We start from the raw sequence: 24,171 nt of genomic DNA on the forward strand, positions 1-24,171 counted from the left end.
CCATGACCCGCTACGCCGAGCTCCAGACCACCACCAACTTCTCGTTCCTGCGCGGGGCGTCGCATCCGGACGAGCTGGTTTTCACAGCCGCCGGCCTGGGCATGGACGCCATCGGGATCGTCGACCGCAACTCCCTGGCCGGGGTCGTCCGGGCCTGGTCGGAGATGAAGCGGTTGGGCCAGGGTGGGACCAAGATCCGCGCCCTCACCGGCTGCCGCCTGGACTTCGCCGACGGGACGCCGTCCCTGCTCTGCTATCCCTCCGACCGAGAGGCCTATGGCCGCCTGACCCGCCTGCTCACGGTCGGCCAGCGGCGGTCGGAGAAGGGCGAATGCGAGCTGCACTGGGAGGACTTCGCCCAGCACGCGGCGGGCCAGCTCGTCCTGGTGGTCCCGCCCGCCCGCCTGGACGAGGCCTTCGAGCGCGACCTGAAGCGGATCGCGGGCGAGCTGCGCGGCGATGTCTGGCTGGCCGCCTCGCGACCCTACGGCGCTCGCGACCTGCACCGGCTCTCACACCTGGCGGCCCTGGCCCAGGCCAGCGGCGCGCCGATGATCGCCACCAACGACGTGCTCTACCACGTCCCCGAACGCCGGCCCCTGCAGGACGTGGTCACCTGCATCCGCGAGACCTGCACCATCCATGACGCCGGCCTGCGGCTAGAGGCCAACGCCGAGCGGCACCTGAAATCGCCGGCCGAGATGGCCCGGCTGTTCGCGCGTTTTCCGGGCGCGGTGGAACACAGCCTGGAGGTCGCGGGACGGGTCGAGTTCGACCTCTCCCAGCTCAGCTACGAATATCCCGACGAGCCGGTGCCGCCGGGCAAGACCGCCATCCAGCACCTGCGCGACCTGACCTGGGAAGGCGCCAAGACCCGCTTCGACAAGGGGATGGGCGAGAAGGAGCGCGCGACGATCCAGCACGAGCTCGACCTCATCGAGAAGCTCGGTTTCGCCAACTACTTCCTCACCGTCCACGACATCGTCGCCTGGGCGCGGGGCGAGGGCATCCTCTGCCAGGGCCGGGGATCGGCGGCCAATTCCTGCGTCTGCTTCTGCCTGGCCGTGACGGCGGTCGATCCGACCAAGGACGACCAGGACCTGCTGTTCTCGCGCTTCATCTCCGAGAAGCGCGGCGAGCCGCCCGACATCGACGTCGACTTCGAGCACGCCCGCCGCGAAGAGGTGATGCAGTACGTCTATCGCCGCTACACGCGCGATCGCGCGGCCATCGTGGCCACGGTCATCCACTACCGGCCGCGCATGGCCATCCGCCAGGTGGGCAAGGCGCTGGGCCTGACCGACGACGTCACCGCCGCGCTCGCCGGCGCCATCTGGGGCAGCTGGGGCGAAGAGGTGCCGGACGGCCATGTCCGCCAGGCGGGGCTCGATCCGGAGAACCCGGAGGTCCGCCGGGCGGTGAGCCTGGCGACCCAGCTGCTGAAATTCCCCCGCCACCTGTCGCAGCACGTGGGGGGCTACGTCCTCACCAAGCGGCGGCTGGACGAGACCGTCCCCATCGGCAACGCCGCCATGCCGGACCGCACCTTCATCGAGTGGGACAAGGACGACATCGACGCGCTCGGCCTGATGAAGGTCGACATCCTGGCGCTGGGCATGCTGACGGCCCTGAAGAAGAGCTTCGAGATGATCCCCGCCGACGACGAGACCGTGGGACGAAAGATCACCGACATCTCCCACATCCCCCAGGAGGTCCCGGCGGTCTACGACATGCTGTGCAAGGCCGACTCCCTGGGCGTCTTCCAGGTGGAGAGCCGGGCCCAGATGTCGATGCTGCCCCGGCTCAAGCCCAGGAAGTTCTACGACCTGGTCGTCGAGGTGGCGATCGTCCGGCCCGGCCCCATCCAGGGCGACATGGTCCATCCCTATCTGAAGCGCCGCAACGATCCGACCCTGATCGACTATCCGCATCCCGCCCCGCCGCATCCCCAGGACGAGCTGAAATCCATCCTGGGCAAGACCTTCGGCGTGCCGCTGTTCCAGGAACAGGCCATGCGCATCGCCATCGAGGCGGCCAAGTTCTCGGACGACGACGCCGACGGCCTGCGCCGCGCCATGGCCACCTTCCGCCACCACGGCAATGTCGGGGAGTACGAGACCAAGTTCATCCACGGCATGGAGTCGCGCGGCTATGACCCGGAGTTCGTCCGGCGCTGCTTCGAGCAGATCAAGGGCTTCGGCTCCTATGGCTTCCCGGAGAGCCACGCGATCAGCTTCGCCCTGCTGGTCTACGCCTCGGCCTGGGTGAAATGGCGCTGGCCGGACGCCTTCTGCGCCTCCCTGCTCAACAGCCAGCCCATGGGCTTCTACCAGCCGGCCCAGCTGGTCCGCGACGCGCGCGAGCATGGGGTGGAGGTGCGCTCCCCCGACGTGCTGGAGAGCGACTGGGACTGCACCCTGGAACCGGCGGCCAAGCCCGGCCGGCTGCGCGCCGTGCGGCTGGGCCTGCGCCAGGTCAAGGGGTTGAACGAGGAGGAGGCCCGGAGCCTGATCGCGGCCCGCGACGCGGGGGTGCGGAGCATCGACGATTTCGCCGTGCGGGCCGGGCTCACGCGGCGGTCGCTGGAGCTGCTGGCCGAGGCCGACGCCTTCGCGGGCCTGGGCCTCTCGCGCCGCCAGGCCCTGTGGGCGGTGAAGGGCCTGGCCGACGAGACCGGCAGCCTGAAGACCGCGCCGCTGCTGGCGGCCATGGGGGTGAAGGAGCACCAGGTCGAACTGCCCCTGATGGCCCTGCCCCAGGAGGTGATGGAGGACTATCGGACCACCAGCCTGTCGCTGAAGGCCCATCCGGTCGGCTTCTTCCGCGAGACCCTGAAGAACTACGGCGCGATTCCCGCCAAGGACCTCGTCCGCACCCCCGACCGGCGGCTGGTCACGGTGGGCGGCCTGGTGCTGGTGCGCCAGCGGCCGGGCACCGCCAAGGGGGTCACCTTCCTCACCCTCGAGGACGAGACCGGGATCGCCAATATCGTGGTCTGGAAGGACGCCTTCGACGCCAACCGCCGGCTGGTGATGAGCGCGTCGTTCCTGATGATCCACGGCCAGGTGCAGTGCGCCGACAACGTGGTCCACATCGTCGCCCGCCGCTTCACCGACCTCTCGCACCGGCTGGCGGAGATGAAGGACGGGGAGGATCAGCCCCCCAGAATCCACAACAAGGTCTCCGGCGCCCTGGTTCGCAGCCGCGACTTCCACTGAGCCGTGCTTGACCGCGCCGCGGCCCCGGCGAATCCTCTGTCATCTCGGAGAAAGGGTAACGCCATGTCCGCCACCCAGCTTCTCGTCGGCACCCGCAAGGGCGCCTGGATCTATCGCAGCGACGGCGCCCGCAAGGCCTGGTCGGTGCAGGGGCCGATCTTCCTGGGCCACATCGTCAACCACCTGGTGCTCGACCCCCGCGACGGCAGGACCTTGCTGATGGCCGCCTCGACCGGCCACCTGGGCCCGACCATCTTCCGCTCGACCGACGACGGGACAACCTGGACCGAGGCCGCACGCCCGCCCGCCTTCCCGAAGGCCCTCGGCGAAGAGGGCCCGGCGCGGTCGGTGGGCCACAGCTTCTGGCTGGAGCCCGGCCACGCCAGCGAGCCCGGCGTCTGGTGGGCCGGAACCTCGCCGCCCGGCCTGTTCCGCAGCGCCGACGGCGGGGTCACCTGGGACGGCGTGGCCGGCTTCAACGACCATCCCATGTACTGGAAATGGTGCCCGGAGGGCGACAGCACGCCGGACGGGGCGCTGCTGAACCAGATCCAGATCGACCCGCGCGACCCGCGCCACATGTACATCGCCACCTCCACCGCCGGGGTGTTCGAGAGCCACGACCAGGGCGGCGACTGGGCGCCGCTGAACCAGGGAGTGGAGGCCAGCTTCCTGCCCGACCCCTATCCGGAATACGGTCAGGACGCCCACTACATCGCGCTCGCTCCCACAATGCCCGACCGTCTCTGGCAGCAGAACCACTGCGGCATCTACCGGCTGGACCGGCCCGCCGAACGCTGGGACCGGATCGGCGAGGCCATGCCCAAGGAGATCGGCGACATCGGCTTCACCATCGTTCCCCACCCTCGCGCGGCCGACACCGCCTGGGTCTTCCCAATGGACGGCACCAAGGTCTGGCCGCGCACCAGCCCGGGCGGCCAGCCGGCCGTCTACCGGACCCGCGACGCCGGCCAGAGCTGGGAACGCCAGGACAGGGGGTTCCCCGCCGAGCAGGGCTGGTTCACCGTCAAGCGCCAGGCCTTCTGCGCCGACGCCGCCGACGCGGTGGGCCTCTATCTGGGCACCACCGGCGGCGAGCTCTGGATGAGCGACGACGAGGGCGGGAGCTGGCGGGCCATCGCCGCCCACCTGCCGGAGATCTATTCGGTGTCGGCGGCGCCCTTGCGATGACCGCGGTCTTCATCCCCTCGCAGCTCACCTCCTACACCGACGGCGTCAGCCGGCTGACCGCGGCGGGGGACAGTATCGCCGAGGTTTTGGACGACCTCGACCGGCGCTTTCCGGGGCTGAAGTTCCGCGTGGTGGACGAACAGGACCGCATCCGCCGCCACATGCGGATCTTCAGGAACGGCGACCGCGCGCCCAACATCGCCCTGCCCGTGGCCCCGACCGACGAGGTGCTGATCTTCGGAGCCCTCTCGGGCGGCTAGGCGGGCAGGATCTCGTCCGGCTCGGGGGTGACGGGAAGGCGGACGGCCGTGATCGCCTCACGGCCCGCGATCCAAGCCTTGGCCAGCCCGCGGCCGCCGGGGATGAGTCGGGTGTATTTCTCGGGCATGGGGCGGTCTTTCGGCGATGGATGACCAGGCGTTGAGACGGGGGTAACCCTATCGCCTCTATAAGTTGAGCTTGAGCATATCGCACGGGTTGCGTTTAACTTTTGTGCGCGGTAGCGTCCCGCCGTTGCAGTTGTTTCCGACAACCTCACGGTCCGGGAGCAAGCTGCCGACCATCTCGCCACTCCCGTCGTGACCTCTTGGCCGGGCCCAGCTGCGCTCGCGAGACCCTCACATGAACGTCGCCGCCTGCGCTCCGGCCGGATCGCGGACTTGCGACTGTTCCCAGAAGGGAAGACGCCATGGCTACGCGTGGATCGAACGGTCACCCCAAGGAACGGGACGAGGACCGCCCCCTCAGCATCGCGGTGAAATTCCGCGCGATAGGAGACAAGCCGCCGAGCGCTCTGAGGGGCGTCGAGGGCCTGCTCGAACGCACGCGCCACGGCGCCGAGCCGCTGAAGATCAAGCCGCTGTTCGAGTCCAGTTCGCGCGGCCGGCTGGACGATCTGGTCGAGCGCGCGCGCCGCAACGACCCCACCTACGAGCCGACGGACTTCAACTTCTGGACGCAGATCACCTGCCCCGAGGACGTCGAGGCCGAGGGCCTGGCCCTGGCGATCCGCCAGTTGAAGGAGGTCGAGACGGCCTATGTGATCCGGCCGCTGCCGCCGCCGCTGGTCAACCCGCTGGACGATCCGCGCTCGACCAACCAGGGCTATCTGGACGCCGCGCCTAATGGCATCGACGCGCGCCATGCCTGGGCGTTCGCAGGCGGCGATGGGGCCGGCATCGGCTTCGTCGACCTGGAGCAGGGCTGGAACCTCAACCATGAGGACCTCGCCGCCGCTGGGGTCACCCTGATCTCGGGGACCAACACAGCCTACTATTCCCACGGCACCTCGGTGCTGGGCGAAGTGCTGATGGTCGACAACATGCTGGGCGGGGTCGGCATCGCGCCGGCGGCGACCGGCCGGGTGATCTCCCAGCATCGCCCGAGCGGCTACAACACCGCCGACGCCATCGTCGACGCGGTGGCCAACATGGCCTTCGGCGACGTCCTGCTGCTGGAGGCCCAGGAGACCGATCCGGTCGGCGGCCAGTACTATTGGCCGGTGGAGATCGCCGACGCCAATTACGACGCCATCCGCCTGGGCTCGGCCCTGGGGATCGTGATCGTCGAGGCTGGATGCAACGGCGGCTACGACCTGGACGCCTACACCAACCTGGCGGGAGACCGGATCTTCGACCGCACCTCGGCGGACTTCCGCGACTCCGGCGCGATCATGGTCGGCGCGGCCTCCTCGGCCAGCCCGCACGTGCGGCTGGGCTTCTCGAACTTCGGCGCCCGGGTCGACTGCTACGCCTGGGGCGAGAACATCGACACCACGGCCACCAACGGCGCCGGCACGGCCAACACCCTCTACACGACCGGCTTCAACGGCACCTCCGGCGCCTCGCCGATCGTCGTCGGGGCCGCCTTGATCGTCCAGGGCATGGCCGAGGCCTCGCTCGGCTACCGGTTCAGTCCGCGGGAGCTGCGCGAGATCCTGCGGATGGACGGCACGCCGTCGGCGACGCCGGCGACCGACCTGATCGGGGTGATGCCGAATCTGAACGCGATCATCACCAACGGTCACCTGAACCTCGCCCCGGACTCCTATCTGCGCGACTATGTGGGCGACACCGGGGACCCGACCTCGGGCATGGTCTCGTCGAGCCCCGACATCATCGTCCGCCACGCGCCGGTGGCCGATCCGCAGGCGGCCTTCGGCGAGGGCAGCGGGACCGAGAACGACGTCAACCTGTCCCAGGTGGTCGAGACCGGTCACGACCACACCCTCTATGTGCGCCTGCAGAACCGCGGCGGCTCGGCGGCGTCGCCCGTCGACGTCGATCTCTACTGGTCGCCGCCGGCCACGCTGGTGACGCCCAACCTGTGGAACTTCATCGGCTCGATCAGCCTGCCCAGCCTGGCCACCGGCAACGTCCTGACGGTGTCGGGCGCGGTCACCTGGCCCGAAGCCGCCATCCCCGGCCCGGGGCACTACTGCTTCGTCGCCGTGGCCGGCTCGCCGCTCGACCCGAAGCCCGATCCGGCGGCCTTCGGGACCTTCGACAACTTCGTCACCTATGTGGAGAACAACAACAACGTCGCCTGGCGGAACTTCAATGTCGTCGCCGGGCCGCCGTCGTCCGAGGGACCTCCAGGCTTCCACGCCCTGCCCTTCCTGGCCCCCGGCGCCTTCGACACCAGCCGCCGGTTCGCCCTGGAGACCATCGGACGGCTGCCCAAGGGCTCCCGGGCCATCCTGGAAGCGCCGGAATGGCTGGCCGAGGCCCTGCGTCCGCACCCGGTGCGCGTCCAGCATGACGAAAAGCGCCGGGTGGCGCGCATTCCGCTCAACCCGCACGGCGTGCAGCCGATCGGCCAGGCGATCCTGCACGCCAAGTCGATGGCCGAGTGCCGTCTGCTGGTCTCGATACCCGAGGAGGCCCGCGGGCACGGCTACGAGATCGCGGTCCGCCAGCTCTACAAGAACCGCGAGGTCGGCCGCGTGACCTGGCGCTTCCCCGGAAAGTCGGAGCGCTATGACGGGAAGGACCGCGGCAAGGCCTGACCGCAGCGACCAGTCCGGCGACGCCGTGCGAACGGCGTCGCCGGGATGAGTCTAGAACCGCAGGGTGCGGGCTTCCTTGACGTGGGGCAGAGCCCGGATCTTGGCGATCAGGCTGTCGGTGGGGTTCTGGTCGACGCCGACCAGGGCGATGGCGTCCTCGCCGGCCGACACCCGGCCCAGGTTGAAGGTGGCGATATTGACGCCGCTGTCGGCCAGCAGGGCCCCCAGCGCGCCGATGAAGCCCGGCTTATCGAGGTTGTTCACATAGAGCATGGTCGTGCCGAACGGCGCGTCCAGGTCCATGCCCTTGACCTCGATCACCCGCGGCGTCCCGGCCATGACCGATCCCGCGAAGGAGCGCTTGCCGAGCGAGGTGGTGACGGTGATCCGCACCAGGCTCTCATAGATCGGGCTGTCGTCCTGCTTGCTCTCCGAGACCGTGATGCCGCGATCCTTGGCCACGGCCGGGGCCGAGACCATGTTCACGTCTTCCAGCATCGGCCGCAGCACGCCGGCCAGGGCCGCTGCGGTGAGCGGCCGGGTGTTGAGGTTGGCGACCTCGCCCTCATAGGCGATGTCCACGGCCTTGACCTCGACATCGACCATCTGGCCGGCGAAGGCGCCCAGGCGTTCGGCCAGCGCGATGAAGGGCTTCAGCTTGGGGGCCTCGTCGGCGGTGACCGAGGGGCTGTTCAGCGCATTGGAGACCGCGCCGGTCAGCAGGTAGTCGCTCATCTGCTCGGCGACCTGCAGGGCCACGTTCTCCTGGGCCTCCATGGTCGAGGCGCCCAGGTGCGGGGTGGCGATGAAGTTCACCGCCCCGAACAGCACATTGTCCTTGGCCGGTTCCTCGACAAAGACGTCGAAGGCCGCGCCGCCGATGTGGCCGTCGTCCAGGCCCTTGCGCAGGGCCGCTTCGTCCACCAGGCCGCCGCGGGCGCAGTTGACGATCAGCACGCCCTTCTTGGCCTTGGCCAGGTTCTCGGCCGACAGGATGTTGCGGGTCTTGTCGGTGAGCGGGGTGTGCAGGGTGATGACGTCTGCGCGGGCCAGCAGCTCCTCCAGCTCGACCTTCTCCACGCCCATCTCCACGGCGCGCTCGGCCGAGAGGAACGGGTCATAGGCCACGACCTTCATCTTCAGGCCGTTGGCGCGGTCGGCGACGATGCCGCCGATATTGCCGGCGCCGATCAGGCCGAGGGTCTTGGCGTAGAGTTCCACGCCCATGAAGCGGTTCTTCTCCCACTTGCCGGCCTGAGTGGAGACGTCGGCGGCCGGGAGCTGCCGGGCCAGCGCGAACATCATGGCGATGGCGTGCTCGGCGGTGGTGATCGAGTTGCCGAAGGGGGTGTTCATCACCACGATCCCCTTCGACGTCGCCGCGGGGATGTCGACATTGTCCACGCCGATGCCGGCGCGACCGATGACCTTGAGGTTAGCGGCGGCGGCGATGACGTCCTTGTCGGCCTTGGTGGCCGAGCGGACGGCCAGGCCGTCATAGTCGCCGATGATCTTGAGCAGTTCCTCCTTGGAGAGGCCGGTCTTCACATCGGCGTCGACGCCGCGCTGTTTGAAGATCTCGATGGCGGCGGGGCTGAGTTTGTCGGCGATCAGTACGCGGGGCATGGGGCGGTGTCCTTGGCAGGATAAGGAGTAGGCGTCCCCGGCGCGGCCGGAATCCGGGCGCGAGGGGGACGCGGGATCAGCAGGTTCAGGCGGTCTGGAGCGCTTCGAGGGTCGAGGCGAAGGCCCAGTCGAGCCAGGGCGTCAGGGCCTCGAGGTCGGAGGTTTCCACCGTGGCGCCGCACCAGATCCGAAGACCGGCCGGGGCGTCTCGATAGCCGCCGATGTCCAGGGCCGCGCCTTCCTTCTCCAACGCGGCGGCCAGCTTCTTGGCGAAGTCGGCCTGGGCGTCGTCGGAGAGCGCGGTGATCCGGACGTCGACCACCTTGAGGCAGACCGAGGTGTTCGACCGGTTGGCGGGCTCGGCGGCGAGGAACTCCACCCAGTCGGTACGGGCCACCCAGTCGGCCAGGGCGCCGAGGTTGGCGTCGGCCCGGCGCTGCATCTCGGCGAGGCCCCCGATCGAAGCGCCCCACTTGAGCGCGTCGATGGCGTCTTCCACGCAGAGCATGGAGGGCGTGTTGATGGTGGCGCCCTCGAAGATGTCGCGCGACAGCTTGCCGGCCTTGGTCATGCGGAAGAGCTTGGGCATCGGCCAGGCCGGGGTGTGGCTCTCCAGGCGTTCGACCGCCCGGGGCGAGAGGATCAGCACGCCGTGCGCGCCTTCGCCGCCCAGGGCCTTCTGCCAGGAGAAGGTCACCACATCGAGCTTGGCCCAGTCGAGCTCCTGGGCGAAAGCGGCGCTGGTGGCGTCGCAGATCACGATACCTTCACGGTCGGCGGCGATGAAGTCGGCGTTGGGGACCCGGACCCCCGAGGTGGTGCCGTTCCAGGTGAAGACCAGGTCGGCGTCGGGGCGCACCTTGGTCAGGTCCGGCAGTTCGCCATAGGGGGCGTCCAAGACCTCGGCCGGCAGCTTGAGCTGCTTGGTCACGTCGGTGACCCAGTCCTTGCCGAAACTCTCGAAGGCCAGGAGCTGGACCGGGCGCGGGCCCAGCATCGACCACATCGCCATCTCGACGGCGCCGGTGTCGGAACCGGCCACGATGCCGATCAGGTAGTCCTCCGGAACCTCCAGCACCTGGCGGGTGCGGTCGATCGCCTCTTGCAGGCGCGCCTTGCCCGGCTTCGACCGGTGCGAGCGGCCGAGCACGGCGTTCTGGAGATTTTGAGGATTCCACCCGGGGCGCTTGGCGCAGGGCCCGGAAGAAAACTCGGGGCGAGCCGGGCGCATTGCCGGCTTAGCGAGGGTCGTCATAGCGATGTCTCCCATCCTTACAGATGAGCAGCGCCCCGTTGGGGGGGCGTGGCCCGGCGCGGAGAAACCCCGGTTTGACCTCCAGGGCAAGTGAAAGTTTTCGAAACTCGATGTGAGAGAAGCTGACAGCGCGAGCGCTTGGAGCGCGGCGCGACCCGTGATCTCAAGGATGGATGACGAGCCGCCCGCAACCGATCGACTGGCTGGTGATGGCCTTCCTCGTCATCGCCTGGGGCTCGGCCTTCGCCGCGCTGAAGATCGCCGTGGAGTACATCTCGCCGGTCTGGAACGCGGCCCTGCGGCTATGGATCGCGGTGGCGACCCTGGCGGTCGTGCTGGCGATCCAGCGCCAGAAGCTGCCGCCCCTGCGTGACCCGGCCTGGCGGTTCTACGCGGTCGTGGGCCTGGTCGGGATGGCCGCGCCCTTCATCCTGTTCGCCTATGCGGCCCAGAGCCTGCCCTCGGCGGTGAACGCCATGTGCAACGGCGCCTCGCCGATCTTCACGGCCGCCCTGGCCCATGTCTTCGTGGCCGGCGACCGGCTGACCCTGCAGCGCACGGCGGGGGTCGGGCTGGGCTTTGTCGGCCTGGCGGTGCTTCTGGCCCCCAAGCTGATGGGCGGCCTGACGATCGAGGCGGTGGCTATGATGGCGGCCCTGGGCGCCGCGGCGCTCTACGCCGTGGCCAATGTGGTGACCAAACACGCGCCCGCCGTGGCGGCGACCGCCGGCGCCTTGATGATGTCGCTGTGGGGCGCGGCCTACGCCACGGCCGCGGCGGTGTTCACCGCACCCCTGCCGGCCTGGCCGCCGCTGCCCGCCCTGATCGCAGTCATAGCCCAGGGCGTCTTCCCCGCGGGCCTGGCCACCATCGGCTGGGTGTTCCTGATCCAGCGGCGCGGGCCGCTGTTCGTCTCGCTGTCGATCTACCTGGCCCCGCTCTGGGCTACGGCGGTAGGGATGGCGTTCCTGGGCGAGCGGCCGAGCTGGATGGCGTTCGCGGCGCTCGGCCTGATCCTGGCGGGGGTGGCGCTTGCGACCCTGGAACGGCGGCGGGCCGAGATCTAGGCCGCGACGGCTCCGGCCTTGGCCTGCGCCACCACCCGGCGGCGCCAGGCGACGAGCGTGCCGACGGCCAGGCAGGTCAGGATCGCCAGGAAGACGCTGTTGTTGACCACGGCGTGCAGGTTGTCGTGCGGCTTCTTGGTGACGAAATAGAATGAGTGCAGGCTGAACTGTAGCGCCTGAAACAGCAGCACGCCGCCCAGCCAGAGGCTGGCGTAGCGCACGGCGATGGCCAGCAGGCCGAGCGCCGTCAGGAAATCGAAGACGAGCTGAAGGGTCGGACGAATGCCTTCGGGCAGGAAGGCCGTGGCTTCCCAGATCACCGCGAAGGTCAGGATCAGGGCGCCGCCGAAGCGTTCCGCGTCACCGCCCTTCCAGACGGCGAGGCCACAGGCCAAGCCTGTGAGCGTCCAGAATATGATCGTCAGAAACAGCATGTCGCGCCCCTAACTCTAATTAGGGGCGCGACACCAGTTAAACTATTGCAACCAAAGTCGGCCGTTAGCCGACGTCGCGCATGACGGCGGGCTCGGACTTGGCGCCCAGGAAGGTCTTCTGCTCCCAGCCGTTCATCTTGATCCGGACGCCGAGGCGCAGCTTGGCTTCGGCCAGCTCGTGGTGGACCGCGACCATGCCCGAACGGGCTTCGCTGAGCGACTTGATCGCTTCCATCAACTTCACCTGCACGTCGTCGGCGAAGACGAGCGAGGCGTTGACGTCCTTACGGGCCTTCAGAATTTCGGCCATCAGTTCGGTGGCTTCGACCATGGCTTGGTCAACAGCCGCTTCCGTCGAGAACAGTTTGGTCGCGACACGCTGTGCGACAAACGCCTTTTCCATGGGAAACCCCTCCGAGGAAATTAACTTACCGGAAACTAAGGTAAACCAGGGGTTAAGAGCCGTCTAATAGATTCACGATCGGTTAACTATGATTCACCGCGACAAGTGCGCGCACCGGTTGTGACTGTGTCGGAAAGGCAACAGAATCGGCCCGATTCCCGCGAGAGGCGAGGCCGGAGCGGGGCCGTGGAAGCAAACCGTTAGGGGAAATCGACTAGGTAAAGCGCTCAGATTGAACGAGCGCCATGACCGACCAGCCTCGCAAGACCGGTACGGCCCACCACGCGACCTTCCATGCGCGGGTGGCGGGCGTGGCCCTGATCACCACCGTGGTGGTGCTGGTCGCCGCCTGCCTGACCTTCATGCTGCAGCAGTGGGCGGTGGCCCGCGAGCAGACCCATCAGAGCCACGTCGCCCTGTCGGAGATCACCGCGAGCGCCGCGGCGCCGGCTCTGGCGGCAAGGAATTCGGCCGCCGCTCGCTCGTCCGTCGCCGCCCTGGCGCGGGCCGATCGCGTGATCTCCGCACAGCTGCTGGACGCTCAGGGCCGGGCGATGAGCACCTATGCCCGGGCCGGCGGCGCCAACGCCCTGGAGACCGAGACCATCCGCACACCGGTCAAGTCGGGCGGCGTCCAGGTGGGCGAACTGGTGATGACGGCGGAGACGCCACGGCTCACCGACCTGCTCCCGCAGTTCATCGCGCTCACCGGTGCGCTGTTCTTCGGTGGCGTGGGTGTGGCCCTGTTCCTGGCGCGCGGACTCGCCTCTCGGGTGATTGCGCCGGTGCAGAAACTGTCCGAAGCCATGCACGAGGTCGCTGGAAGCGGCAGCTTCGCGCCCGTCGAGGTTGCGGCCGACGACGCGCTGTTCCGTAGCCTGACCGACAGCTTCAACCACCTTTTGGCGAAGTTGGACGAACGCGAGCAGGCCCTGCAGCGCACCCTGCGCGAGCTGGTCGAGGCCCGCGACGCCGCCAACGCCGCCAATGTCCTGAAATCGCAGTTCCTGGCCAATATGAGCCACGAGATCCGCACGCCGCTCAACGGCGTGCTGGCTATGGCCGAGGTCATGTCCATGGGCGACCTGACCCAGGTGCAGCGCGAGCGCCTGGACGTGATCCGCCAGTCGGGCGGGCTCCTGCTGGCCGTGCTGAACGACGTGCTGGACCTGTCCAAGATCGAGGCCGGCAAGCTGACCTTGCTGGTCGACGACTTCGATCTGGAAAGCGCCATCGCGCCCACTCGCGAAGGCTTCGCGGTGGTGGCCGAGCGCAAGGGCCTGTCCTTCAAGGTCGACGTCGCCGAAGAGGCGCGCGGCGCGTGGCGCGGCGACGCCGACCGCATCCGCCAGGTGGTGGGCAACCTGCTCTCCAACGCCGTCAAGTTCACCCTGCAGGGCGAGGTCAGCGCGACCTTCGACATCGCGCCCGACAGCGGCGACCTGCGCCTGACCGTCCGCGACTCAGGCGTCGGCATCGCCGGTGAGAAGCAGGCGGCCCTGTTCGAGAAGTTCACCCAGGCCGATAACTCCGCCACCCGCCGGTTCGGCGGCACCGGTCTGGGCCTCGCAATCTGCCGCGAGCTGACCCAGATGATGGGCGGGGTGATCTCGGTCGAGAGCCGCGAGGGCCACGGCTCGGTCTTCACCGTGGAATTGCCGCTGCAGCGGGGCGAAGCGCCCGTCCAGCCCGTCGCCGTGGTTCAAGCCGCCGCCGAGGACACCGACGAAGGCGCCCTGCGCCTGCTGGCCGCCGAGGATAATCCGACCAACCAGCAGGTCTTGGCCGCGGTCATGGGCTCGCTCGGCATCGAGATCGACATCGTCGCCGACGGCAAGCTGGCCTTCGAGGCCTGGCGCGACGGCGCCTACGACCTGATCCTCATGGACATCCAGATGCCGGTCATGGACGGCATCGACAGCGCCCGCGCGATCCGCGCGGCCGAAGTCGAGCACGGCCGCCCGCGCACGCCGATCGTGGCGCTCACGGCCAACGCGCTCTCCCACCAGGTCGAGGAGTATCTGGCCGCCGGCATGGACGGCCACGTGGCCAAGCCGATCGAGATCGCCAAGCTCTACGACGCCATCAGCCGCGCGCTCAGCGAAGCGGCCGCCGGCACCTCCCAGGCGGCGACGGCCGCGGCCTGACGGCGCTTAGCTGAACATCTGACAACAGCCGCCTCAGGAGCCTTTCAGGTTTGAAATGGTTCTCTTGGTCTCAACGTCGCCTTCCCCCGGCGTCGTCGACGTCCAAGGAGGACGCTATGAAAAAGATACTGCTTTCAATGGCCGCGGTCGCCGCCTTGACCGCCGCCGCCCCCGCCGCCGCCCAGAACTATGGCGGCTACGACCGTGGCGATCGCTACGAGGATCGCGGCGACCGCTATGACCGTGATGACCGCTATGACCGCTATGACCGCTATGACCGCGGCAATGTCGCCGGGCCCCGCGTCGAACGCCTGATGGCGCACATCGCCCGCGCCGAGCGCAACGGCCAGGTGAGCCGCGGCACCGCCCAGTGGTTGCGCCAGCAGGTGGTCGCCACTCAGCGGCTCGCCATGCGCTACAGCCGCGACGGCTTCAGCGGTTGGGAGCGTCGCGACATCGACGAACGCTATAACCGCCTCGCCCGCCGCTTGGGCCAGGACGACCCGCGCTACGGCTACGGCTACGGCGACGACTATCGCCGCTAGCACTCAGGACGAGCGTCGGACGCCCCCGCTTCGGCGGGGGCGTTTTTCGTTTGCGCCGCTGGGCCCCGAGCCGATGAACCCCGCACAACGACAGCCTCAGGTCCGGGTCAGGCGGCCTGTGACCCTATGGCTCCAGCATCGTCGTCACGACGATGCGCAGCCCATTCCAGGGTCGCGCCAACTGAACCAATCGCCAGGCTGGTCGTTGTGACCGCCATACCGGGTGGAGCTCAGAGGAACGACCTGTTCGAGGAGTTGATTATGAACAAGACCCTGACCCTAATCGCCGCCACCGCCGCCTCGGTGCTCGCCCTGTCGGCGGGGACGGCTTCGGCCCAAGCCTGGACCTCGATCAACGAACGCCAGGCCAGTCTTGACGCCCGCATCGACGCCGGCGTGCGCTCCGGCGACCTGACCCGCATCGAGGCGCGCGAACTGCGCGAAGCCTTCAGCGGCGTCGCCCAGATGGAAGCCCGCTACCGCGTCGATGGCCTGTCGGCCTGGGAGCGCACCGACCTGGAACGCCGCTTCGACGCCCTGTCGAGCCGCATCCGCTACGACCGCAACGACAGCCAGACCCGCGGCGACCGCGACGAAGGCCCCGACCGTTGGGACAACAACAACTGGCGCGACAACCAGGGCCGCTGGATGAACATCAACCAGCGCCAGATGCAGCTCGACCGCCGCATCGACCAGGGTGTCCGCAACGGCTCGATCACTCGCCGCGAGGCCATGCGGCTGCGGGCCGAGTTCCAGTCCATCGCCCGTCTGGAGAACCGCTATCGCGCCAACGGCCTCTCGACCTGGGAGCGGGCCGACCTGGATCGACGCTTCGACACGCTGAAGCTGCGCATCCGCATGGAGCGCACTGACGGCGACCGCTACGGCCAAGGCTACGGCGAGCGCCGCTAAGGCTTGGAGCCGTTTCCGTCGGCGACGCCGGGACGGGGAGAGCGGAATGGGGACAGCCTCGCGGCTGTCCCCTTTTTCACGTGTAGTCGGCGAACGTCGGTTTACGGGCGGTTAGCAGCTAGCGCGCACACTCCCCGAATCAACCTCCGAAGGCCCGTCATGGCGCCCGCCCACACCTCTCCCGACCTGATGGACGTCCTGGCCGCGCGGCGGTCCCAGGCGCGCTTCCGCATCGGGGTCGCCGTGGCCATGCTGGCCGGGTTCGGGTCGACCGTAGGCTGGCCGTTCGCCTTCGGCTGGTTCGCCGTCTACATAGCGCTGCAGGTCTTCGAACACCTCCTGCTCAGCAGCGGCCGCCATCTGCCGACCCGCGCCGGCCTGGCGCTCCTGTCGGCCAACGCCGTGGTGTTCGGCGCGTACGGCGCCATGGGCCCGGTCATGGATGGGTCCTGGGGTCTGGTCTGCGGGATCGTGCTGATGTGCGGCGGCCTGTTGAACACCGCTCTCACCAGCCAGAAATCACTCCAGGCCTTCGCCGCCAGCGCCTGGCCCTTCGCCGTCTATCTCGCCGCCATGCCGTTCGCCGCGATCACGGTGGGCGCGCAGGTCCACCACGCCGTGGCCCTGGCCATCTCCGCGACCCTGATCGTCAGCTGCACAGTGATGATATGGCGCTCGGCCGCCCGGGCCCTGATCGCCGAGGGCGAGGCGCGCGCCCGGGCCGAGGCCGCCGACGCCGCCAAGTCCGCCTTCGTCGCCATGGTCAGCCACGAGCTGCGCACCCCCATCAGCGCCATCCTGGCCGGCGCCGCCGAGGCCGGCCGGGCCGAGGCCGCCGCCGCGCGGGGCTCCAGCCTGGAGTTGATCGGTTCCTCGGCGCGGATGATGCGCGCCCTGCTGGACGACCTGCTCGACCTTTCCAAGATCGAGGCCGGCAAGATGGGGGTCGAGGTCACGCCCTTCGCCCTGCGCCGGCTGATGCTGGAGACCGTCCGCTTCTGGGCGCCGGAGGCCCGCCGGCGTAACCTGCGCTTTCGCCTCGAGGGCGCGCGCGCGATCCCGGCCTGGGTGGAGGGCGACCCCACCCGCATCCGGCAGGTGCTCAATAACCTGTTCTCGAACGCGCTCAAGTTCACGGAAGCCGGCTCCGTCACCCTCAAGTTCACCGCCGACCGGGACGGCGCCTCGACCCTCTCGGTGATCGACACCGGGCCCGGCATGAGCGCCGAGCAGATCTCCCGCCTGTTCACGCCCTATGGCCAGGCCAGCGACAGCATCGCGCGCACCCATGGCGGTACGGGCCTGGGCCTCAATATCAGCCGCGAACTGGCCCGCCTGATGGGCGGCGACCTGGGGGTCGACAGCACCCTTGGCCAGGGCGCGGCCTTCCATCTCGGCCTGCGCCTTCCACCTGTCGCCGCGCGGGTCGACACCGTCGTGGCCGGCGAGGAACGTCGCGACCTGCGCCTGCTCATCGTCGACGACCACGAGGTCAACCGCCGCGCCTTCACCCTGATCCTGCAGGCCGCCTGCGACGAGATCGCCGTGGCCCATGACGGGGTCGAGGCCCTGGAACAGCTGGCGGCCCGCCCCTTCGACCTGGTGCTGATGGATCTCAACATGCCGCGCATGGGCGGGATGGAGGCCGTGCGGCGCCTGCGCGCCGAGCCCGGGCCCAACCGCACGACGCCGGTCATCGCGCTCACGGCCTCAGTCGCGCCCAAGGAGATGGCCGCCTGCAAGGCCGCGGGCATGAGCGGCTTCGTCATGAAGCCGGTGGAGGCTAAGGAGCTGTTCGCAGCCATGGATTCGGTGCTGACCGACCAGGCCCCGCCCACCGCCCTGACCGCCTGAGGACCCACATGCCCCACGAGACCCGCACGCCCGACGGCTTCGTCGTGAGCGACGAGGCGGCGCGCTTCGACCGCGACGTCGCCCATGGCTGGATCGCCCGCGAGAGCTACTGGGCGCCCGGCATCCCGCGGCCCCTGTTCGACAAGGCCCTGGACCACAGCCTGGTGGTCGGGGCCTACGCCCCGGACGGCGCCATGGGCGGCATGGCCCGGGTGGTCACCGACCGGGCGACCTTCGGCTGGATCTGCGACGTCTTCGTGGGCGAGGCCTATCGCGGCAAGAGCCTAGGCAAGGCCATGATCGCCTATCTGAGGGACCATCCGGACATGCAGGGCTTCCGCCGCCTGCACCTGGCCACCCGGGACGCCCACGGGCTCTATGCCCAGTACGGCTTCGTCCCGCTCACCGGCCCTGACCGCTGGATGGAGATCCGGGGGAACGGCTACCTCTAGGCCTCGATCGTCAGCTCGGGCCAGCGCCGCTGCGCCGCTTCCGCGGTGCGCAGGAAGCCGTTGGTCTGGCACGTGGGATTGGGCCGCAGGCGCAGGGCGAAGATGTCCTCCAGCCCGAACGGGGCGACGATGGTCATCCGCCCGTCCCGCTCCAGCCGGGCGCCCACCGCGAAGGTCGCGCTGGTGAAACGGCCCAGGGCCTCGGCGCTGGAGCCGAGCGCCGCGTAGGGCTCGCCGAACTTGCCCTCGAACCACAGGTGGACGCGAGCCTGGTTGCGCACCTCGACCATCTCGCGCAGCGGCGGCTCGAAGGCCGCGGCCACGCGCTTGATCACCACGTCCTCGGCCTCGTAACTGGTGTCGGGGTCGAAATAGCCGAGATCGTAGTCCTTGATCCCATAGTCGGGATCGCGGCCGGTCAGGTGGTTCAAGGCGCGTTGATAGATCGCGCCGGAGAACAGCAAGGCGTCCGGCAGGTCCAGCTCCCGGGCGGTCTCCATCACCCGCATCAGGCTGGGCGCGGCGCGCAGGATGGCGTCCAGCCGCGCGGTCAGGTCCTGGCTCATCGTTTCTCCCGTAGCGGCCAGCCGTGGTCCAGCGGACCGTGGCCCGCCCCGAAGCCCGGCGCGCGGCGTATGGCCTCGTTCACATAGGCCCAGGCCCGCGCCACCGCCTCGGTGAGGCCCATGCCCTGGGCCAGGCCCACGGCGCAGGCCGAGGCCAGGGTGCAGCCCGTGCCGTGGGTGTGGCGGGTGTCGATCCGCTCGCCCTCGAAGCTGGTCTCGCCGTCCGCCGTCATCAGCACGTCGACCACGCGCGCGCCGTCCACGTGGCCGCCCTTCATCAGCACCGCCCGCGCGCCCAGCTTCAGCAGCGCCTCGCCGGCGCGGCGCAGGTCGTCGGTGGTGGCGACCGGCAGGCCGGTCAGGGCTTCCGCCTCGGGCGCATTGGGGGTCAGCAGCCCGGCGCGCGGGATCAGCAGGGTCCGGACCGCCGCGACCGCCTCGGCGGCCAGCAGGCTCGCCCCGCCCTTGGCGACCATCACCGGGTCGATCACCGCCGGGACGTCGTGGGCGCTGTCGAGCAGGGCCGCCACGGCCTCCACCATGGCGACGTCACCCAGCATGCCGGTCTTGATGGCGTCGGCGCCGATATCGTCCAGCACCGCCCGGGCCTGGGCCGCCACGATCGCGACCGGGATGGGGTGGACCCCGGTGACGCCCAGGGTGTTCTGCACCGTCACCGCGGTGATCGCCGTGGCCGCATAGCCGCCCAGGGCCGTGACGGCCTTGATGTCGGCCTGGATCCCCGCCCCGCCCCCGGAGTCGGAGCCGGCGATGATCAACACGCGGCCTTTGTTCTGTGACATGCCGTTGGAGGTAGCGTGACCGACCGCGAAATGCATCGGGATTTGCGCCGTCATCCACATCCAACATCATATGCCTTGACAGTTATATTTCTAGATCGGAATATGACCGCATGACCCCGTTCGAAGCCCTGGCCGAACCCAATCGACGCCGCCTGCTTGACCTGCTGCGGGCCGGCGAGCGTCGGGCGGGCGAGCTGGTGGCCGCCATGGACCTCTGCCAGCCGGGGGTCTCCAAGCACCTGAAAGCCCTGCGCGAGGCCGGGCTGGTCAGCGTCCGGGCCGAAGGCCAGCAGCGGGTCTACCGGCTGGAGGCGCGCAAGCTCGTCGAGCTTGACGTCTGGCTGAAACCCTACCGTCACTTCTGGGCTGACAAGCTCGACGCCCTTGAGGCGCACCTGGAGCGCGAACAATGAACGAGGCTCGCCTGGGAACCGTGTCGCGCAGTGGCGACACCTTCGAGCTCGTGTTCGAGCGGCAGATCGCCAAGTCCGTCGACAAGGTCTGGGCGGCGATCACCACTCCCGAGCGGATCGCCGACTGGTTCGCCCTCGTGGAGCTCGACCTGCGGCTTGGCGGCCACTACCGGCTGCGGTTCTCGCCGGAGGAGACGCCGGTCGAAGGGGTGATCGTCGAGTACGAGCCCCTGCGCCGGCTGGCCCATACCTGGCCCGATCCCGACCATGCGGACGCCATAATCCGCTACGAGCTGGAGCCGGACGGCGACGGATGCCGGCTGCGGTTTACCCAAAGCGGGCTGCCGGCCAAGTATGTGGAGAGCATCGCCGGCTGGCATGTGTTCCTGGATGCGATTCCCGGCGCGATCGAGGGGGTGCGCTTCGTTTGGACCATGGAGCAGGAGAAGGTGGTTCTGCAGCTCTACAAGGACCGGCTGGCGGCGGTGGGGGTGAGCATATGACCTTGACCGACGACGCCCTGGGGATCGTGACCGCGACCGGGGACACCTACGAGGTCAGCTTCGAACGCCGGATCGCCAGGCCGATCGAGAAGGTCTGGGCGGCGATCACCGTGCCCGAGCGCATCGCCGACTGGCTGGCCGAGGCGGACGTGGACCTGAGGGTGGGGGGCCGATATCGGCTGCGCTTTCCGGGCGGGTACGGGACGGATGGAACCATCACCGTCCTGCAGCCGCCTCGGCTGCTGGAATACACCTGGCCCGACCCCGAGCATCCGCACTCGGTCGTGCGGATCGCCCTGGAGCCCGATGGCGACGGCTGCCGCCTCACCCTCACCCAGACCGCCCTGTCGCGAAAAGTCGCCAGCGGCGTCGTCGGCGGCTGGCATACCCACCTGGAGGGCCTGGCCGGCGCGGCGGACGGCCAGCGCACCGCCTGGACCCAGGGCCGGGAGAACCAGGTCCTCGAACGCTACAAGGACCGGCTTCCGCTCTGAGCGCGCCCTGCTAACCTCAGCCGATGACAGACAGGATCGCACTCGTCACCGGCGCGGGCTCGGGTATCGGACGCGCCGCGGCGCTGGCCTTGCTGGACGCCGGCTGGAAGGTGGTGCTGGCGGGGCGCCGGGCCGAACAGCTCCAGGCCACCGCCGCCCACGCACCGGACCGCGCCCTGCCGGTTCCCACCGACATATCCGACGAGGGCCAGGTCGACGCCCTGTTCGAGGCAGTGCGGGGCGCGTATGGCCGCCTCGACCTGTTGTTCAACAACGCCGGCGCCTCCGCCGGCGGACGGCTGGAAGACCTCAGCCTGGAGGCCTGGAAGCGGGTGGTGGACGTCAACCTCACCGGCGCCTTCCTCTGCACCCGGGCCGCGTTCCGGATCATGAAGGCCCAGGCCCCGCGCGGCGGCCGGATCATCAACAACGGCTCGATTTCCGCCCATGTCCCGCGGCCCTATTCGGTGGCCTATACCGCCACCAAGCACGCCATCACCGGCCTGACCCGCTCGACCTCCCTGGACGGGCGAGCCTACGACATCGCCTGCGGCCAGATCGACATCGGCAACGCCGCCACCGAGATGACCGGCGCCATGGCCAAGGGCGTGCCCCAGGCCGACGGGACCTTCGCTCCCGAGCCGCTGATGGACGTCAAGGCCGTGGCCGACGCCGTGGTCTACATGGCGGGCCTGCCGCCGGGCGCCAACGTCCAGTTCATGACCGTGATGGCGACCAAGATGCCCTTCATCGGGCGCGGCTGATCGCGTCCCAGACCTTCAGCGCCTGCACCGTCTCCGCCACGTCGTGGACCCGGAGCGCGGCCACCCCGGCCTGGACGCCGGCCAGGGCCGCGGCGAGCGAGCCCGGCAGCCGCGCATCGGCCGGCTCGGCGACCGGGTCCAGCGCGGCGATGAACCGCTTGCGGCTGACCCCCAGCAGGACCGGGAAGCCCAGGGCGACAATCGCGTCCATGTGCGCCAGCAGGGTCAGGTTGTGCGCCAGGGTCTTGCCGAAGCCGACGCCGGGATCGAGCCAGATCTTCTCGCGCGCCACCCCCGCCGCCATGGCCGCCTCGGCGCGGGCGCTCAGGAACTCGGCCACCTCCCCGACCACGTCGCCGTAGCGCGGATCGGCCTGCATGGTGCGCGGCTCGCCCTGCATGTGCATCAGCACCACCCCGCAGCCGAGCTCGGCTGCGACCGCTGGGGCGTCGTCCGAGAAGCCCAGGGCCGTGACGTCGTTCCAGATTTCGGCGCCGGCGGCGACGGCGGCGCGGGCCACGGCGGGCTTCATGGTGTCGACCGAGATGGCGACGGCGCTCTGGGCCCGGATCTCGGCGATCAGCGGGACCAGCCGGGCGATCTCGTCTTCGGCCGGGACCGGCGCGGCGCCCGGCCGCGTCGACTCCGCGCCCAGGTCGAGGATGTCGGCGCCTTGCGCGATCAGCCGCCGCGCCTGGACCAGCGCCGCGTCGGGCGCCAGGAACCGGCCCCCGTCGGAGAAGCTGTCGGGGGTGAGGTTGACCACCCCCATGACCTTCGCCATCGCGCTCGCCTCAAATGAAAACGCCCTCCCGATACAGGATCGAGAGGGCGTGGAGAATGGTGGAAGCCGGAAGCTAGGCCGGTTCGGGGCGCGGCGAGATCGGCACCGAGACCGAGGGGCCCGAGGGCCGCTTGAGATCGGCGTCCTCGCGGCTGGGGGCGACGCCCTTCAGCACGTTGATGATCTCGTCGCCGGTGAGGGTCTCGTATTCCAGCAGGGCCTTGGCCAGGGTGTGCAGCTCCTCGAGCTTCTCGGTGAGGATGCGGCGGGCCTCGTCGAAGCCGCCCTGGACCAGGCGCTTGACCTCTTCGTCGATCAGCCGGGCGGTCTCTTCCGAGACGTTCTGGGTGCGCGACACCGAGTGGCCGAGGAACACCTCGTCCTGGTTCTCGCCGTAGGACACCACGCCCAGCTTGTCGGAGAAGCCCCACTTGGTGACCTTGGCCCGGGCCAGGCGCGAGGCCTGGTCGATGTCGGACGAGGCGCCTGAGGTGATCTTGTCCTTGCCGAAGATCAGCTCCTCGGCCATCCGGCCGCCCATCAGGACGGTCAGGCGCGAGGTCATCTGTTCGTAGGACATGGAGAGCTGGTCGCGCTCCGGAAGCTGCACGACCATGCCCAGCGCCCGGCCGCGCGGGATGATCGTGGCCTTGTGCACCGGATCGCTGGCCGGGACGTTGAGGGCCAGCAGGGCGTGGCCGCCTTCGTGATAGGCGGTCAGGCGCTTTTCGTCGTCCGTCATGGCCATGGACTTGCGCTCGGCGCCCATCATGACGCGGTCCTTGGCGTCCTCGAAGTCGCGCTGGGTGACCATGCGGCGGTTCTTGCGGGCGGCCATCAGGGCGGCTTCGTTGACCAGGTTGGCCAGGTCCGCGCCGGAGAAGCCCGGGGTGCCGCGGGCGATGGTCCTGACCTCCACGTCGGCGGCCAGGGGCACGTTCTTCATGTGGACGCGCAGGATGCGCTCACGGCCGCCGATGTCGGGGTTGGACACCACCACCTGGCGGTCGAAGCGGCCCGGACGCAGCAGGGCCGGGTCCAGCACGTCGGGACGGTTTGTTGAGGCGATGACGATGATGGCTTCCGACGGGTCGAAGCCGTCCATCTCGACCAGGAGCTGGTTGAGGGTCTGCTCGCGCTCGTCGTTGCCACCGCCCACACCCGTGCCGCGCACGCGCCCCACCGCGTCGATCTCGTCGATAAATACAATCGCGGGCGCGGCTTTTTTGGCCGTCTGGAAAAGATCGCGCACGCGCGAATTGTGGAACAAAATTGGCTTTTCTCCACCAAAAAACGCTTCGTTTTCGCACCCGCATAAATCATATACATATCCATCGTATGCTCGCTTGGTGACTGAAGTTATTACAGGTCGCTTGAACTGATTTTTGGTACCGGTGTACTTTCTAAATGGATTAGCCGATTTACCGATGATCAAGTTCCACGCAATGCTTTCAGAAACGAGCTTTCCACCGGGGCGAATAACTCGCGCTGGAGCAAGTGTCTTACGCACCCCTGCTTGTATCCCATGAAGGGCGCAAAGCCATGCAAGTTCTCGAATCATTTTGTAGGACACCGACGTGATAGAAAGTTTTCCTTCCGAAGTGTGGTAACCGTCTCCGCGAGAATACCCCTCGAAGAAGCCGAGAAACTCCTCCTTTGAGGCAGTCCATAGGTGCGCTGGAATATGTTTGTTTTTACTTCCCGTACCACACTGCCCCTCAAAAAAACGAGCT

22 protein-coding genes and 1 pseudogene are annotated in these 24,171 nt (G+C 68.9%); 14 read left to right on the forward strand and 9 right to left on the reverse strand.

Annotated elements, in window-relative coordinates; all coding sequences use genetic code 11:
• Positions 1-2 precede the first annotated feature (2 nt).
• From Q8Q77_RS06825 to Q8Q77_RS06835, 3 genes are all read left to right on the forward strand, one after another.
• Complete coding sequence (locus Q8Q77_RS06825; RefSeq protein WP_305582472.1) at positions 3-3,218, forward strand: error-prone DNA polymerase; 3,216 nt, start codon at positions 3-5, stop codon at positions 3,216-3,218.
• Positions 3,219-3,281: 63 nt separating this feature from the next.
• Positions 3,282-4,409 (forward strand): sialidase family protein, encoded by a 1,128-nt coding sequence (locus Q8Q77_RS06830; RefSeq protein ID WP_305582474.1) that lies wholly within the window; start codon positions 3,282-3,284, stop codon positions 4,407-4,409.
• A complete protein-coding gene (locus tag Q8Q77_RS06835) occupies positions 4,406-4,669 on the forward strand; it encodes a MoaD/ThiS family protein (protein ID WP_305582476.1) in 264 nt (87 codons plus the stop codon). Before Q8Q77_RS06830 ends, Q8Q77_RS06835 begins: the two co-directional genes overlap by 4 nt.
• Here the strand turns inward: Q8Q77_RS06835 and Q8Q77_RS06840 are convergent.
• On the reverse strand, positions 4,666-4,797 hold the full coding sequence (locus Q8Q77_RS06840; protein WP_305582478.1) for a hypothetical protein: 132 nt from the start codon (positions 4,795-4,797) through the stop codon (positions 4,666-4,668). The genes Q8Q77_RS06835 and Q8Q77_RS06840 overlap by 4 nt on opposite strands.
• A 300-nt stretch (positions 4,798-5,097) precedes the next feature.
• Here Q8Q77_RS06840 and Q8Q77_RS06845 point away from each other — a divergent pair, with 300 nt between their 5' ends.
• Positions 5,098-7,416, forward strand: a complete 2,319-nt coding sequence (locus tag Q8Q77_RS06845; protein ID WP_305582480.1) for a S8 family peptidase — start codon at positions 5,098-5,100, stop codon at positions 7,414-7,416.
• A 51-nt stretch (positions 7,417-7,467) separates the two neighbouring features.
• Here Q8Q77_RS06845 and serA read toward each other — a convergent pair whose 3' ends face one another.
• Complete coding sequence (gene serA, locus Q8Q77_RS06850; protein WP_305582482.1) at positions 7,468-9,042, reverse strand: phosphoglycerate dehydrogenase; 1,575 nt, start codon at positions 9,040-9,042, stop codon at positions 7,468-7,470.
• Positions 9,043-9,127: 85 nt separating this feature from the next.
• On the reverse strand, positions 9,128-10,297 hold the full coding sequence (locus Q8Q77_RS06855) for a phosphoserine transaminase (protein ID WP_305582484.1): 1,170 nt from the start codon (positions 10,295-10,297) through the stop codon (positions 9,128-9,130).
• Positions 10,298-10,470: 173 nt separating this feature from the next.
• Between Q8Q77_RS06855 and Q8Q77_RS06860 the strand changes: the two genes are divergently transcribed.
• Positions 10,471-11,364, forward strand: a complete 894-nt coding sequence (locus Q8Q77_RS06860) for a DMT family transporter (RefSeq protein WP_305582486.1) — start codon at positions 10,471-10,473, stop codon at positions 11,362-11,364.
• Here Q8Q77_RS06860 and Q8Q77_RS06865 read toward each other — a convergent pair.
• Both Q8Q77_RS06865 and Q8Q77_RS06870 read right to left on the reverse strand, forming a co-directional pair.
• The gene (locus Q8Q77_RS06865; RefSeq protein ID WP_305582488.1) at positions 11,361-11,798 is read right to left on the reverse strand and encodes a hypothetical protein; all 438 of its coding nucleotides are present in this window, start codon (positions 11,796-11,798) and stop codon (positions 11,361-11,363) included. The two genes, Q8Q77_RS06860 and Q8Q77_RS06865, sit on opposite strands and share 4 nt — an antisense overlap.
• Positions 11,799-11,862: 64 nt before the next feature.
• The gene (locus Q8Q77_RS06870; protein ID WP_371130423.1) at positions 11,863-12,129 is read right to left on the reverse strand and encodes a hypothetical protein; all 267 of its coding nucleotides are present in this window, start codon (positions 12,127-12,129) and stop codon (positions 11,863-11,865) included.
• A gap of 317 nt (positions 12,130-12,446) precedes the next feature.
• Between Q8Q77_RS06870 and Q8Q77_RS06875 the strand changes: the two genes are divergently transcribed.
• The 5 genes from Q8Q77_RS06875 (at position 12,447) to Q8Q77_RS06900 (ending at position 18,111) form a co-directional block, all read left to right on the forward strand.
• Positions 12,447-14,348: an ATP-binding protein gene (locus Q8Q77_RS06875; RefSeq protein ID WP_305582491.1), complete on the forward strand. Its 1,902-nt coding sequence runs from the start codon at positions 12,447-12,449 to the stop codon at positions 14,346-14,348.
• Between the two features lie 116 nt (positions 14,349-14,464).
• Positions 14,465-14,893, forward strand: a complete 429-nt coding sequence (locus tag Q8Q77_RS06880) for a hypothetical protein (RefSeq protein ID WP_305582493.1) — start codon at positions 14,465-14,467, stop codon at positions 14,891-14,893.
• Between the two features lie 261 nt (positions 14,894-15,154).
• Positions 15,155-15,805, forward strand: coding sequence for a hypothetical protein (locus Q8Q77_RS20700; protein ID WP_371130424.1), 651 nt, complete (start codon positions 15,155-15,157; stop codon positions 15,803-15,805).
• A gap of 159 nt (positions 15,806-15,964) precedes the next feature.
• Complete coding sequence (locus tag Q8Q77_RS06895) at positions 15,965-17,659, forward strand: ATP-binding protein (protein WP_305582495.1); 1,695 nt, start codon at positions 15,965-15,967, stop codon at positions 17,657-17,659.
• An 8-nt stretch (positions 17,660-17,667) separates the two neighbouring features.
• Positions 17,668-18,111, forward strand: coding sequence for a GNAT family N-acetyltransferase (locus Q8Q77_RS06900; RefSeq protein ID WP_305582497.1), 444 nt, complete (start codon positions 17,668-17,670; stop codon positions 18,109-18,111).
• On the opposite strand, the gene Q8Q77_RS06905 is transcribed toward Q8Q77_RS06900, so the two are convergent.
• A complete protein-coding gene (locus Q8Q77_RS06905) occupies positions 18,108-18,677 on the reverse strand; it encodes a nucleotidyltransferase family protein (protein ID WP_305582498.1) in 570 nt (189 codons plus the stop codon). The two genes, Q8Q77_RS06900 and Q8Q77_RS06905, sit on opposite strands and share 4 nt — an antisense overlap.
• Positions 18,674-19,480, reverse strand: coding sequence for a bifunctional hydroxymethylpyrimidine kinase/phosphomethylpyrimidine kinase (gene thiD, locus Q8Q77_RS06910; RefSeq protein WP_305582512.1), 807 nt, complete (start codon positions 19,478-19,480; stop codon positions 18,674-18,676). Before thiD ends, Q8Q77_RS06905 begins: the two co-directional genes overlap by 4 nt.
• 110 nt (positions 19,481-19,590) lie before the next feature.
• Here thiD and Q8Q77_RS06915 point away from each other — a divergent pair, with 110 nt between their 5' ends.
• Genes Q8Q77_RS06915 through Q8Q77_RS06930 form a run of 4 tightly spaced genes read left to right on the forward strand, consistent with a single transcriptional unit; the run spans position 19,591 to position 21,654 of the window.
• A complete protein-coding gene (locus Q8Q77_RS06915) occupies positions 19,591-19,893 on the forward strand; it encodes a helix-turn-helix transcriptional regulator (protein ID WP_305582500.1) in 303 nt (100 codons plus the stop codon).
• A complete protein-coding gene (locus Q8Q77_RS06920) occupies positions 19,890-20,396 on the forward strand; it encodes an SRPBCC family protein (protein ID WP_305582502.1) in 507 nt (168 codons plus the stop codon). Before Q8Q77_RS06915 ends, Q8Q77_RS06920 begins: the two co-directional genes overlap by 4 nt.
• Entirely contained in the window at positions 20,393-20,890 is a 498-nt protein-coding gene (locus tag Q8Q77_RS06925; protein ID WP_305582504.1) for an SRPBCC family protein, read from the forward strand. Before Q8Q77_RS06920 ends, Q8Q77_RS06925 begins: the two co-directional genes overlap by 4 nt.
• 23 nt (positions 20,891-20,913) lie before the next feature.
• Positions 20,914-21,654 (forward strand): SDR family oxidoreductase, encoded by a 741-nt coding sequence (locus Q8Q77_RS06930; protein WP_305582506.1) that lies wholly within the window; start codon positions 20,914-20,916, stop codon positions 21,652-21,654.
• Here the strand turns inward: Q8Q77_RS06930 and folP are convergent.
• Positions 21,638-22,438, reverse strand: coding sequence for a dihydropteroate synthase (folP, locus tag Q8Q77_RS06935; RefSeq protein WP_305582508.1), 801 nt, complete (start codon positions 22,436-22,438; stop codon positions 21,638-21,640). The genes Q8Q77_RS06930 and folP overlap by 17 nt on opposite strands.
• 73 nt (positions 22,439-22,511) lie before the next feature.
• Positions 22,512-23,696, reverse strand: a pseudogene (locus Q8Q77_RS06940) (ATP-dependent metallopeptidase FtsH/Yme1/Tma family protein); the annotation flags it as partial.
• Positions 23,697-24,171 lie beyond the last annotated feature (475 nt).

The sequence above is a fragment of the Phenylobacterium sp. genome, assembly GCF_030698145.1.
GTDB lineage: Bacteria > Pseudomonadota > Alphaproteobacteria > Caulobacterales > Caulobacteraceae > Phenylobacterium.